12 protein-coding genes are annotated in these 12223 nt (G+C 58.2%); 3 read left to right on the top strand and 9 right to left on the bottom strand.

The genetic code is table 11. The features are described 5' to 3' along the window. Nucleotides 1-9: 9 nt before the first annotated feature. Nucleotides 10-786: an adenosylcobinamide-GDP ribazoletransferase gene (cobS, locus tag ALP8811_RS05965; RefSeq protein ID WP_108856227.1), complete on the top strand. Its 777-nt coding sequence runs from the start codon at nucleotides 10-12 to the stop codon at nucleotides 784-786. Between the two features lie 51 nt (nucleotides 787-837). Here the strand turns inward: cobS and ALP8811_RS05960 are convergent, their stop codons facing one another. The 5 genes from ALP8811_RS05960 to ALP8811_RS05940 all read right to left on the bottom strand — a co-directional run bounded on the left by ALP8811_RS05960 (nucleotide 838) and on the right by ALP8811_RS05940 (nucleotide 5848). Continuing rightward, nucleotides 838-1350 (bottom strand): CarD family transcriptional regulator, encoded by a 513-nt coding sequence (locus ALP8811_RS05960; RefSeq protein ID WP_370738882.1) that lies wholly within the window; start codon nucleotides 1348-1350, stop codon nucleotides 838-840. A 280-nt stretch (nucleotides 1351-1630) separates the two neighbouring features. Continuing rightward, nucleotides 1631-1966 (bottom strand): ferredoxin FdxA, encoded by a 336-nt coding sequence (fdxA, locus tag ALP8811_RS05955; protein WP_108856225.1) that lies wholly within the window; start codon nucleotides 1964-1966, stop codon nucleotides 1631-1633. A gap of 49 nt (nucleotides 1967-2015) precedes the next feature. Further along, nucleotides 2016-2444, bottom strand: a complete 429-nt coding sequence (locus ALP8811_RS05950) for an RNA-binding S4 domain-containing protein (RefSeq protein ID WP_108856224.1) — start codon at nucleotides 2442-2444, stop codon at nucleotides 2016-2018. 6 nt (nucleotides 2445-2450) lie between these two features. Then, nucleotides 2451-5261, bottom strand: a complete 2811-nt coding sequence (locus ALP8811_RS05945; protein ID WP_108856223.1) for a helicase-related protein — start codon at nucleotides 5259-5261, stop codon at nucleotides 2451-2453. A gap of 38 nt (nucleotides 5262-5299) precedes the next feature. Further along, the gene (locus ALP8811_RS05940) at nucleotides 5300-5848 is read right to left on the bottom strand and encodes a tetratricopeptide repeat protein (protein ID WP_245924580.1); all 549 of its coding nucleotides are present in this window, start codon (nucleotides 5846-5848) and stop codon (nucleotides 5300-5302) included. Between the two features lie 191 nt (nucleotides 5849-6039). Between ALP8811_RS05940 and ALP8811_RS05935 the strand changes: the two genes are divergently transcribed. Together ALP8811_RS05935 and ALP8811_RS05930 are read left to right on the top strand one after the other, a co-directional pair. Further along, nucleotides 6040-6330, top strand: a complete 291-nt coding sequence (locus ALP8811_RS05935; RefSeq protein ID WP_108856222.1) for an SCP2 sterol-binding domain-containing protein — start codon at nucleotides 6040-6042, stop codon at nucleotides 6328-6330. Between the two features lie 30 nt (nucleotides 6331-6360). Then, nucleotides 6361-7326: an alpha/beta fold hydrolase gene (locus ALP8811_RS05930; protein ID WP_108856221.1), complete on the top strand. Its 966-nt coding sequence runs from the start codon at nucleotides 6361-6363 to the stop codon at nucleotides 7324-7326. Between the two features lie 14 nt (nucleotides 7327-7340). On the opposite strand, the gene pgi is transcribed toward ALP8811_RS05930, so the two are convergent. From pgi to ALP8811_RS05910, 4 genes are all read right to left on the bottom strand, one after another. Then, on the bottom strand, nucleotides 7341-8969 hold the full coding sequence (gene pgi, locus ALP8811_RS05925) for a glucose-6-phosphate isomerase (RefSeq protein ID WP_108856220.1): 1629 nt from the start codon (nucleotides 8967-8969) through the stop codon (nucleotides 7341-7343). A gap of 31 nt (nucleotides 8970-9000) precedes the next feature. After that, nucleotides 9001-9675: a 6-phosphogluconolactonase gene (gene pgl, locus ALP8811_RS05920; protein ID WP_108856219.1), complete on the bottom strand. Its 675-nt coding sequence runs from the start codon at nucleotides 9673-9675 to the stop codon at nucleotides 9001-9003. Then, a complete protein-coding gene (gene zwf, locus ALP8811_RS05915) occupies nucleotides 9672-11126 on the bottom strand; it encodes a glucose-6-phosphate dehydrogenase (protein ID WP_108856218.1) in 1455 nt (484 codons plus the stop codon). Before zwf ends, pgl begins: the two co-directional genes overlap by 4 nt. 118 nt (nucleotides 11127-11244) lie before the next feature. Beyond that, nucleotides 11245-12195 carry an agmatinase gene (locus ALP8811_RS05910; RefSeq protein WP_108856217.1) on the bottom strand — a complete coding sequence of 317 codons (951 nt, stop codon included), beginning with the start codon at nucleotides 12193-12195 and terminating at the stop codon, nucleotides 11245-11247. Between the last annotated feature and the right edge of the window lie 28 nt (nucleotides 12196-12223).

The following is a 12223-nucleotide window of genomic DNA, read 5'->3' as shown; positions in this document are numbered from 1 at the left end:
AGACCAAATATGACGAAACACGACAGATCGAAGCCAATCCTGCATCCGGCGGATATCCCAGCGGCGATAGGGCTTTTGACACGTCTACCGATACGGGTGGACGCAGAGCTTGCGACCCAACGGGCTGCTCGGTCTGCGTGGGCGTGGCCGCTGGCCGGGCTGGTGCCAGCGCTGATCGGATGGGGACTGGGCGTAGCGGCCCTGTCTACCGGGCTTCCGCCGCTATTTGCAGCCTGTCTGGCACTGTTGGGACAAATCATGGTCACCGGCGCCCTGCACGAGGACGGCTTGGCCGATGTCGCAGATGGGTTTTGGGGCGGCTACGATCGAGATCGGCGGCTAGACATCATGAAAGATAGCCGGATCGGGGCCTATGGCGTGATTGGGTTGATTTTGTCGCTAGGTCTGCGCGTCTCGGCCCTTGCCGTACTGCTGACCACCCCGGGTGTGCTATCCGTGCTAGTCGTCATCGCCGTCAGCAGCCGCCTTCCTATGGTCCTTCTGATGGCAGCCCTGCCCAATGCGCGCGGACATGGCTTGGCCAGTCAGGTCGGGCGTCCCCCGGCGGTCACAGCTTGGTGTGCAAGCGGCGTCACGGGTCTGGTCGTGTTGATCGCGATGCCAAGCGTCCTGCTGCCGCTTTTGGTCTGCCTCGGGATCGGCGCCCTTGCACTGGCGGCACTGGCGAAAGCCAAGATCGGCGGACAGACCGGAGATGTGCTGGGCGCGTCGCAACAGATCAGCGAGATCATAGGTCTGGCTGTCATGGTCAGCCTGATCTCATAAAAAAAGCCGCCTGCACATGGCAGACGGCTTTTCTAACGACTTAGGACGAGATCACGCAGCAGCAGCGCGCGACATCAAAACGTCCGAGACCTTTTTCTGTGCGGCCAGCTCGTCACCGCCACCCACGGCAGCAACTTCGCGGGTCAGACGCTCCAGCGCAGCTTCATAAAGCTGACGCTCGGAATAGCTCTGCTCGCGCTGATCATCGGTGCGGTGCAAATCGCGCACGACCTCGGCAATTGCGATCAAATCGCCCGAGTTGATTTTCTGTTCATATTCCTGCGCACGACGCGACCACATGGCGCGTTTCACACGGGCTTTGCCTTTCAAGGTGGTCATTGCCTGGGTAATTTCGTCCGGGCTGGACAGTCCACGCATTCCAACTTCGGTGGCTTTGTTGGTGGGCACCCGCAAAGTCATCTTGTCTTTCTCAAATGAAATCACAAACAACTCAAGCTTGATCCCGGCAACTTCCTGTTCCTCGATCGATACGACCTGTCCAACACCATGGGCCGGATAGACAACGTATTCGTTCGGGCGGAAATCCAGTTTCTTCTTGCTCATTATAGCGATCCTTCGCGTCTTTGTTACAGTCGGGTGTCATGGATCGGCGCAATCGGACAAAACGAGTTGGCGGCGCTGAAAGCCCGCGCAAAAAAGTCACGACTCACCGAAATAAAACGCCCTGCCTCAGGTACAGGGCGTCACAATCGACCCAAGATTTGTTGTTAGTATACCATAAAAACAGGGCTTGGAAAAGCGCTGCAATGCAGAAGTTTGACCAGTCGGTCAACCTCTGCCGTGACTGCAGATTTCGACAACCCCACCAATCGGCAGAAATGGCTTATTGCTCGGCAGGTTCTTCCGAGAAATATTTCTCGAGCTTGCCGTCTTCACCGTCACGCTCTTCAGCTTCGGGCAGCGGGTCCTTGCGCTCGATGATCACGGGCCACAGTTCCGAGTATTTGCGGTTGAACTCAACCCATTTTTCCGTCCCCGGCTCGGTATCCGCACGAATGGCGTCCGCCGGACATTCCGGTTCACACACACCACAGTCGATGCATTCGTCTGGATGAATGACCAGCATGTTTTCACCTTCATAGAAACAATCTACGGGGCAAACTTCCACACAGTCAGTGTATTTGCAGGCGATGCAGTTATCTTGGACGACATAGGTCATTGTGGCACCTTCAATTTGGTCTTGGCCTCACTTAGGACAGCGCGCGGGATCAATCAAGCATGGACCTGCGGGTTTGATCCAAGATGCGACGATCTTTCTTAGTCGGACGGCCCTTCCCGACCGTTTTTGGCGCTGATGCTTGTGATTGCGGAACATTGTCCGTCTTCAGGGCGGGGGGATCAAGGTCTTCGTAAAGCTCTTGCGCCTCTGGCGCCGGGCCACGGCGTGTCGACAGGGTCACAATACGGATCACGCGCACCTGTTTGGCCTGCGGAAAGGTCAGGACGTCGCCTGTGGTGATTCCATGTGAAGCTTTCGCGATCTTGTCGCCATTGACCCGCATATGTCCGGCTGAAACCAGTTTGGTGGCCAGCCCTCGGGTCTTAAAAAAACGCGCGTGCCACAACCATTTGTCCACGCGCATTTTCGATCCTGTCGGGGCGGGCGGCGAACCGCCCTTCCCCTGAGTGTCCGCCATCGCGGCTTAGCCCTTGTCTTTCAGACCCATCAGGGCCGCTGCAAAGGGGTTGTCCGGGTCGATGGCTTTTTCTTTCTTCGGACCGGACTGATAGCTTTTCGGCTTCATGTCGCGCGGGCCTTTGTTCGGACCCTTGCCGCGTTTGGGCTTGCCGCCCGAACGATCACCACGCGGTTTGCCGCCCGGTTTGCCCTGCCCGCGTTCGCCACGCGGTTTACCAGCGCCACCCTGACGGGCGCGACCAAAGCCACCCCATGTGAAGGTGAAGAAGGTCTCCATTTCGGGGCCGGTGCCTTCGGCAGCAGCCTCGGTGGCCTCAGACGCAGCTTCAACAGGCGCTTCTTCAGCAGTCGGGGCTTCGGCGGGGGCTTCTGCAGCAGGTGCTTCGGAAGAAACGTCTTCAGCAGCGGCCTCGGCCACCGCTTTGACTTTCGCGCGCTCGCCCTTCTCAGCCTTGTAACCCAGACCTTGCATCAAGTCCGAGAACTGCTCCAGCGTCATGCCGGTAATCGACAGCATATCGGCCTTGGCTTCAAACCCGCCACGGCTGTCTTCTACGCGCAGCTGATCGGCCAGACGCTCCAGCATATCGATGCGGATCGCACGAGTTCCTGAGGGGCGATAGCCCGACAGAAGATAGGCCGAGCTGTCCACGCCTTCGACCACAGGGATCGTTACCAGACCGGGGGGCGGGCTTTCGGGGAATTCGTCTAGACCTTTCCACAAGCCATCCAGCACCAGACGCAAACGAGTCGGCGCGGGCTTCAGCAGAAGCGGCATGAAAATGGTGAACTGACCAAAACGCACACCGTGCTTGCGCAGCGCGCCACGGGCGTCCTGATCCAGATCCTTGACCTCGCCGGCGACCTGATCGCGCGGGATGATGCCCAGATTTTCGATCATGCGGAAGCCGAAGCCACGGGCCATGCCGGTCAGGGTCTCGTCTTTCTCGATCGTGGTCAGAGGCTCGAACAACGCCTGCACCTTGCGGTCGATGAAATGCTGCAAACGGCGCGTGACCTTTTCAGCGACATCCGAACCGGCCTCGTCATCGACAAAAGCCTGTACGCGCGGCTTGGCCACGTCATCACCTTTGACCAGCTTGCCCACGGCATGCTCGCCCCACATCAGGCCACCTTGTTCGGTGAAGTCCATCTCGGTGTCGGGCGCGTTATAAAAACGGTCTGCCCGCAGGTGAAATTCTGGTGCCAAAGCCTTCAGGCTGGCAGCCCGCAGGGTTTTGGCTTCTTCCGGTGTCTGGGCGGTGTCCTGGCTGAACCGGAACCCCTCCAATCGGCCAACAAACTGGCCTTCTACCGTCACTTCACCTTTATCGTTCACGTCAGCCACAAGGCTCTCCTTCTGCTTCAACCGGCGCAGCAAAACGCTTGTGCGCCGATCAACAAATCTTTGGGTCAGACGCTCGTGTAACGCATCCGACAGGCGATCTTCTACAGCACGAGTCTCGCCTCGCCAATGGCTAACATCGTCCAACCAGTCGCGGCGTTGCGCCACATAGGTCCATGTGCGGATATAGGCCAAGCGTTTGGACAGTGCATCAATGTCGCCATCCGTGCGATCGATGCGCTTGACCTGCCGTGCGAACCAGTCGCGTTTGACCTGACCATATTGATGGATATCGTTGAAAAGCTGCGTGATCAGCCCCGCGTGTTCCCCATGGCTGATACCCCGGAAGTCCGGCAGCTGGCAGAGCTCCCATAGAAGCGACACAGACCGCCCATCGGTGGCGCGCGCAGTCACCTCGGCATCCTTGGCCAGAAGCTTCAGCGCCATAACATCGTCGGCATCCCGCCCACGAGTCAGCCAATCATTGCTGGTCGGAGCCTCAAGCGACCGGATCAAGGCCTGAATCGAGCCGAAGACCAGATCGCGGTTGCGCCAGAAAAGCTTCTTGTCGGGGGCGAACTGGTGCGAACAGATTGCATCCGCAACCTCATCGGACATCAGCGGCGCTTCGCCCGTCACGCCGAACGAGCCGTGGTTCATATGTCGCCCTGCCCGGCCCGCAATCTGTGCCAGCTCGCTGGGCAACAAAGGACGCATCCGGTGGCCGTCAAACTTGGTCAACGCCGAGAACGCCACGTGGTCGATATCAAGGTTCAACCCCATACCGATGGCATCTGTGGCGACCAGATAGTCGACATCTCCGTTCTGATACATCTCGACCTGAGCATTCCGAGTGCGCGGCGACAGCGCGCCCATCACCACAGCCACCCCGCCCTTTTGACGGCGCATCAATTCGGCAATGGCATAAAGGTTGTCGACCGAGAACCCCACGATGGCCGACCGCCCGGGCATGCGGCTAAGCTTCTTCGATCCGGCATGGATCAGCTCGGAAAACCGTTCTCGGCGCAGAAACTGCACATCTGGCACCAGCCCCGCGATGACGGGCCGCATCGTATCGGCCCCCAAAAACAGGGTTTCCTGCGTCCCACGCATGTTCAGCAGCCGGTCGGTAAAGACATGTCCCCGCTCGGCATCCGTACATAGCTGGACTTCGTCGATGGCGACGAATTCAGCCCCTAGCCCCAATGGCATAGCCTCGACTGTGGCGACCCAGTATTGGGCGCGATCGGGAACGATGCGTTCTTCGCCGGTGACAAGTGCAACCGCATTGGGGCCACGCAGACCAACCAGCTTGTCGTAAACCTCGCGCGCCAAAAGGCGCAGCGGCAAGCCAATCACACCGGTGCGATAGCCCAGCATCCGCTCAAGCGCATAATGCGTTTTGCCAGTATTCGTCGGACCCAGAACGGCAGTGATCCGCGGGCCACCTCGCGCGCTGTCGGAAACCATGCTCTGCCCTTTCGACGCCCCGCCCAAAGTTCAGGCGATCAAATATCCTTCACCCGTTTTTGTTCCAAACGGGCCACTGCGCCTTTTATGTCGTCACTGTGCGGATGTATAGCAAGGGCGTGGCGGTAAGCTTCAAGTGCGCGAGTTTCATTTCCCAGCTCCTCCAGGATCAATCCCAGTCCCGTCAACGCACCGAAATGGCGCGGCTCCAATGACAGTGTTTGCGCGATGTCATTCAGGGAAAGCCCCAGCTCTCCGGACATGTAAAATGCCGTGGCGCGGGCATTCCACCCCTCTGCGAAGCTCGGGGCGTGATCGGTAAGCGCACTGAGGTGGGCAATTGCACGTTCCAGATCGCCCTTTTCAAGCGCGTTCTGACCACGCTGCAACAGAAGATCCATCGCATCTGAACCAGAACGCGACCAGAGCTCCCAGATCTCGTCTTCAAGCGCTTCCCAATTGCTGTCGTCGGCAGTTTGAAGCTGCGAAAACAGATCATCCAACTGTTCTTTGCTATCCTGCGCAAACATCGCCGTCGGTGGGGTCACCCCAACCAACACAACAAACAGTATGATCAGCGAAAACATGCGCATACGAAATGTTAGCGCGAGAAATCCTTCGGGAATAGTGACATTCGCGTGTAAGTCGCGATCAATACATGCAGAAACATTGCGTTCCCTTGCGTCGACTGCGCGAAAACCGGTTTACGTTCGCGGAAACTTTGATCTAGCATGATCGTGACATCCACGCCCAATGGGCCATTTTCGGAGGAATAGAATTGAGCGAAGTGATCAACACGGCAGTGGCCGCTCTGAGCGACAAAGTAGGCACCGGATTTGATGGTGGCACAGCCAAATTCGTCATCAATGGCGAAGGCGGCATCATCATTGACGGTGACGGCGTTCGAGCTGGCGATGAAGAGGCAGACGTAACCCTGACTGCAGATGCCGACGTCTTCCAAGACATGTTGTCGGGCGAACTGAACCCGACCACGGCCTTCATGACCGGGAAACTGGCTGTAGACGGCAATATGGGTCTTGCCATGCAGCTTGGCGCTGTACTGGCGTAAAACCACGACTATTCGGCAAGGATCCGCGGAATGAAGAACTCCGACGCCCCTTTGTTCGACGACATCGCTCAAGGACCCGCCAATGGGCGGGCCTTTTGGCGTGAGACGTCGGATGGTGTGCGGATCCGGCTTGGGTTTTGGCCTGCATCCAAAGACACAGGCCAGGCCGGTACGGTGCTGCTGTTTCCAGGCCGCACTGAATATGTCGAGAAATACGGCCTGATCGCCGCAGAATTGGCAAATCTCGGATTTGCCACCCTCAGCATCGACTGGCGTGGGCAAGGCTTATCAGATCGCGCAGATCAGGATCGCCTGCTGGGCCATGTCGGGCACTTCTCTGAGTACCAGTTAGATGTGGCCGCCATGATGACACTGGCCGAGGAATTGGACCTACCCCGCCCCTTCATCCTAACGGGGCATTCCATGGGGGGCTGCATCGGCTTGCGGTCACTTCATGAAGGGCTGGACGTCAAGGGCGCCTGTTTTTCTGCGCCGATGTGGGGAATTACCATCGCCTCGGCCTTGCGCCCGATAGCTTGGGGCGTGTCTTGGGCGCTCCATCAGACACCGTGGAAGCTGATGTTGACCCCCGGCACGGCGCGAAAGACCTATGTCGACATTCAGCCGTTTGAAGACAACATGCTGACCACCGATCCCGAGATGTACGCGCTGATGCAACTTCAGGCCAGTGCCCGTCCCGAGCTGACGTTGGGTGGGCCGACGGCGGGCTGGCTGTACGCCGCACTGCGCGAGACCACGGATTTGATGAAGCTGCAGACCCCGAAGACGCCCTGTGTGACCTTCTTGGGGACGCAAGAACGCATCGTAGAATCAGAGCCAATTCACGAGTTGATGGGACGGTGGCGCGAAGGTCGGCTTGATCTGATGCAGGGCTGTGAACACGAAGTTCTGATGGAAGCCGAGCCGATACGTGCGCAGGTTTATGACGCAATCCACTGGCTAGCGCACACCGAAGGGTCCGATAGGGAATCCTGATTAATCTTTTGCCATCAATCTCTTGTGGACCCAAACTTATCCAGCACATCAATCAGTGCACGCGTTGATCCGTCTAGACCCTCGGCAGCCTCATCGCCCTGCAACACCGGTGACAATGCGACGGCAAGTTCTTTGCCCAGCTCAACCCCCCATTGATCGAACGAGTTGAGGCCAAGCAGAACCCCTTCTACAAAAACGCGGTGTTCGTAGAGAGCGACGATGGCGCCCAACACCTCGGGCGTCAGTTTGGGATAGACCAATGTGGTCGACGGGCGATTGCCCGGAAAGACGCGATGGGCCGCCTGACGCTCCAACTCATCCCCCTCGAAGCCTTTTTCCTGCATGAGCGTGCGGGCTTCGGACAGGCTGCGCCCGGTCATCAGGGCCTGCGACTGCGCCAGGCAGTTGGCAACCAATAGCAAATGTTGGTGCGCCAGATCTGGCTCGTGCCCTTCCGCCCCGACCATGAACTCGCAAGGAATGATGTCCGTGCCCTGATGGATCAGTTGGTAAAACGCATGCTGGCCGTTTGTCCCCGGCTCGCCCCAAACCACCGGCCCGGACGGCAGATCCAGCGCCGTCCCATCCAGTGCAACGCGTTTGCCATTACTCTCCATCTCTAGCTGTTGAAGATAGGCAGGCAGACGCGCCAGACGCTGTTCATACGGCAAAACCGCGCGGGTCGGATAACCGCAGACCTGCCGGTGCCAAAAACCGACCAAGGCCAACATCAGAGGCATGTTCGCGCGGCCTTCGGAGGTTTGAAAATGCTGGTCCATCGCGCGCGCGCCGGCCAGCATCTGATCGAACCTGTCTGGCCCGATGGCGATCATCAGTGACAGGCCGATCGGTCCCCACATGGAATACCGTCCACCAACCCAGTCTTCGAATCCAAAGACGCGCTCGGCAGCGATGCCCCACTCGGCAGTTTTTTCCAAGTTTGATGACAGCGCCGCAAAATGCAGACCAACTACATCGGCATGCACATCACGCAAAAGCCAATCGCGCGCGGTGGCCGCGTTGGTCATGGTCTCAATGGTGGTAAAGGTTTTCGAGGCCACCATGATCAGCGTCTCTGCCGGGTTCAGCCCGCGCAAAACATCCGCAATCTGTGCCCCATCCACATTGGACACGAAATGCACCCGCAGCCCATCGTGATAGGGCGAAAGCGCCCGCGTGGCCATCGCTGGACCAAGATCCGATCCGCCAATCCCGATGTTCACAACATCCCGATAGCGCCCACCGCCCGGAGCGCGGATCTGACCCGAGCGCAGGCGCGTTGCGAAATCCCGCATCCGCGCAAGCGTGTCGTGGACACCGGGAATGACATCTTCACCATCCACCCGCACCTCGACCTCTGACCCGGCACGTAGAACGGTATGCAAAACAGCACGATCCTCGGTCACGTTGATCTTGTCGCCCTGAAACATCTGGTCACGTCGAGCCGCCATTCCTGCGTCGTCTGCAAATGACAAAAGCAGGTCCACAGCCTGATCATCCAGACCGGTTTTTGACCAGTCGAAATACAATCCAGCAGCCTGAGAGCTATAGCGTCCGGCCCTGCTGGGATCAGCCTCGAACAGGTCGGTCAAACGTGTCGCCGTTAATGTACTCTGATGCTCAATAAGCTTTTCAATACTCATAATTCTCCCCGGGGGCAGACATTCGCCCGGTTTATTCCGCCCAGTGTACGGTCATATCCGACATCACCGCCTTCACCGGCGCAAGACGGGCGTGTTTCTCGGCCATGGCCTTGTTCAGCGCGTCACGCTTCGCGTCACCTAGGATCAAAAGATGCTTGGACATAGCTCCGTTTAAAATAGGTGCTGTCAACGTCACGCGGGGCTCATCCGCCCCGGGCGCGCGCATTGGAAGCAAAGCTGGTGCGTGGCGTGAAAGGGCTTCATCCAAATGATCAGCGCCCGGAAACAGGCTCGCCGTGTGCATATCTTCGCCCATACCCAAAAGCACGACGGAAATCGGAGTGATCGCGTCAATCCCGCGCGACAGTTCGGGCAAGGCATCTTCGGGCCGTGGGCTATCTGCATAAAGCGGTACCAGATTGGCCTTGGCAGCATGCCCAACCAACAGCCGCGAGCGCAGCAGCGCAGTGTTCGACCGAGGGCTATCCTCGGGCACCCAGCGTTCGTCAGTCAGCAGAACATCAACACGCGCCCAATCCAGATCCACGGCGCTAAGCGCATCGAAAACCGGTCCCGGCGTTGTCCCGCCCGGCACCGCCAACGATGCCCGCTCTTCGTGATCCAGCATCGAGGACAGCTCGGAGGCCAGCACATCGGCCAGATCCAACATCATCATGTCTCGATCCGCATATTCAATCAGATTCATTCGCGAATCTCCCTCCAGCGACGGCCATCCTTGTGAAGCAGCATAAGCGCCTCTTCCGGCCCGGTCGAGAACGGCTCGTAGACGGTGGGTTTATCACGTCGCCGCTCCCAATCTTCGATGATCGGATCCGTCCAGGCCCAAGCGGCCTCGACTTCGTCCCCACGCATGAACAGCGTCTGGTTGCCACGGATCACGTCCATGATCAGGCGTTCATAAGCGTCTGGTGAATCAGCCAGTTCTTCCCCCAAAGCATCGGCAAAGGTCATGTCCAAAGGCACATCGATCAGGCGCATACCGCCCGGCCCCGGCTCTTTGATCGTAACTTTCAGGTCCATACCTTCATTCGGTTGCAACCGAATGGACAGCTCGTTGGCGGATTGTCCTGTGTCGGCTTCGAAAATCGAATGGGGCGGCTCTTTGAAACGCACGACAATCTCTGACATGCGCGCCTTAAGCCGTTTACCTGTGCGCAGGTAAAACGGAGTGCCATTCCAGCGCCAGTTTGCGATATGCAGCTTCATCGCTACGAAGCTTTCCGTATCACTGCTGTCAGTTTCTGCATCAGCCAGATACGAGGCGGTTTCGTCGTCCCCCGCATACTGCCCCCTCACCAGATCTTCAGGAGCGATAGGATCAAGAGCGCGAATGATCTTCAGCTTTTCATCCCGCACCGCATCCGAATCAAACTTCGAGGGGGGTTCCATTGCCGTCAGACACAGAAGTTGCATCAGGTGGTTTTGCACCATGTCACGCATGGCACCTGACTTGTCATAATAGTCGCCCCGTCCTTCGACACCGACCGTCTCGGCTACGGTGATCTGGATGTGGTCCACGTATTGCGCATTCCAAAGCGGCTCGAACAGCATATTGCCAAACCGCAGTGCCATCAGGTTTTGTACCGTCTCTTTTCCAAGATAGTGATCAATGCGGTAGATCTGGCTTTCGTCGAAATGTTCAGCCAGCGTGGCGTTCAACGCGCGGGCCGTTTCAATGTCGTGACCAAAGGGTTTCTCAACCACGATCCGCGCCTGCGGTCCTGCAATCCCTTTGGTGTGCAACCGTTCAGCAATCGGCCCGAATAGACGCGGCCCGACCGAGAAATAGAACGCCTGCACCCGATCAGGTTTGCTTCTGTCTTTTAGTTCCGCCCAGCCGTCATCACCCAAAGCATCCACTTGTACAAAGAACAGCGTTTTACGAAACGCCGCCAAGGTTTCTGGATCACATTTGCGCTTGGAAACAAAGCTGCGCACGGCCTCTTCCACGAAATCGCGAAAGCCTTCGTCGTCAAGATCACTGCGCGCAGCCCCGATGATCCGTGCCCCTTCGGGCATCTGCCCGTCACGGAAGCGCCGATAGAGGCCCGGCAGGATTTTGCGACGCGACAGGTCACCTGTGCCCCCAAAAATCACCAGATCAAAAGGATCGACTGGAATAACACGCGAGACCATCAGAAACTCCAAATATGTTAGCGCTAACTAAACCGTTCAACGGTCTACTATCCGCTTCGCCCAACCAAGTCTAGCATCCTTGTGGCGGGTCACAAGCACATGACGTTCAGGGATCAGTCTATCTGGCCATCACGCAAAGAAGTTCAAACATGATCGAGGCACCCAGATATGCGGTCGCGCCACTGGGATCAAAGGGGGGTGACACCTCGACCAGATCAGCGCCGATGATGTTCAGCCCTTGAAGGGCACGCACGACCTGCAGGGCTTGAAAGGAATTCGGGCCACCCACCTCGGGTGTGCCGGTGCCCGGTGCGAAGGCGGGATCAACGAAATCAATGTCATAGCTGACATAGGTCGCGCCCTGCCCGGCAATCTCGCGGGCCTCTACCATCACGTCATCAACTCCGCGCGCGTGGAACTCTTCGATGGGAATCACCCGGATCCCCACGCTGTCGGCAAAGTCTCGATCCTCGTTGTCATAGGCCGTGCCACGGATGCCGATCATCACCACACGTTTGGGGTCCAGCAGACCTTCTTCCACCGCGCGACGGAACGGCGTGCCGTGGGTATACATCGTGCCATCAAAATAGGAATGGAACAGGTCGGTATGGCTGTCGAAATGCACCATGCCAACCGGTCCGTCCTTGGCCAGCGCGCGCAGAATCGGAAGTGTGCACAGGTGGTCTCCGCCGCCGGTCAACGGACGGATGCCAGCTGCGTGGACGCTGGCATAGAACGCCTCCATCCGTTTCAGGCTATCCATCACATCTGCAGGATTAGGGGCCACGTCGCCAAGGTCAGCGCAATTCAGCGCTTCGAACGGGCGCACGCCCGTCGCCCCGTTCTGCGCACGGATCATCGTGGACATGTCACGCAGCTGGCGCGGGCCGTGACGTGGACCCGGCCGGTTGGTGGTTCCGCCATCCCAGGGCGCGCCGATCAATCCAACCTGTACGTCTGAAAACCGGGGATGGTCAAAGTCTACATGGGGCAACCGCATGAAGGTCGGCACGCCGGCAAAGCGCGGCAGATCAAAACCTGAAACGGGGGTGAAAAACGGATCTGACATTGTGGCCTCGCTGCTGTTTGCAAGGACG

The organism is Aliiroseovarius pelagivivens (assembly GCF_900302485.1).
Lineage (GTDB): Bacteria > Pseudomonadota > Alphaproteobacteria > Rhodobacterales > Rhodobacteraceae > Aliiroseovarius > Aliiroseovarius pelagivivens.
Note: the sequence above shows the minus strand (reverse complement) of the source record. Positions and strands in the feature narration are given on the sequence as shown.

Coding starts and splice junctions, on each gene's coding strand:
- cobS (WP_108856227.1), top strand. CDS start 10: ATGACGAAACACGACAGATCGAAGCCAATCCTGCATCCGGCGGATATC.
- ALP8811_RS05960 (WP_370738882.1), bottom strand. CDS start 1,350: ATGAGCAAGAAGAAACTGGATTTCCGCCCGAACGAATACGTTGTCTAT.
- fdxA (WP_108856225.1), bottom strand. CDS start 1,966: ATGACCTATGTCGTCCAAGATAACTGCATCGCCTGCAAATACACTGAC.
- ALP8811_RS05950 (WP_108856224.1), bottom strand. CDS start 2,444: ATGGCGGACACTCAGGGGAAGGGCGGTTCGCCGCCCGCCCCGACAGGA.
- ALP8811_RS05945 (WP_108856223.1), bottom strand. CDS start 5,261: ATGGTTTCCGACAGCGCGCGAGGTGGCCCGCGGATCACTGCCGTTCTG.
- ALP8811_RS05940 (WP_245924580.1), bottom strand. CDS start 5,848: ATGTTTTCGCTGATCATACTGTTTGTTGTGTTGGTTGGGGTGACCCCA.
- ALP8811_RS05930 (WP_108856221.1), top strand. CDS start 6,361: ATGAAGAACTCCGACGCCCCTTTGTTCGACGACATCGCTCAAGGACCC.
- pgi (WP_108856220.1), bottom strand. CDS start 8,969: ATGAGTATTGAAAAGCTTATTGAGCATCAGAGTACATTAACGGCGACA.
- pgl (WP_108856219.1), bottom strand. CDS start 9,675: ATGAATCTGATTGAATATGCGGATCGAGACATGATGATGTTGGATCTG.
- zwf (WP_108856218.1), bottom strand. CDS start 11,126: ATGGTCTCGCGTGTTATTCCAGTCGATCCTTTTGATCTGGTGATTTTT.
- ALP8811_RS05910 (WP_108856217.1), bottom strand. CDS start 12,195: ATGTCAGATCCGTTTTTCACCCCCGTTTCAGGTTTTGATCTGCCGCGC.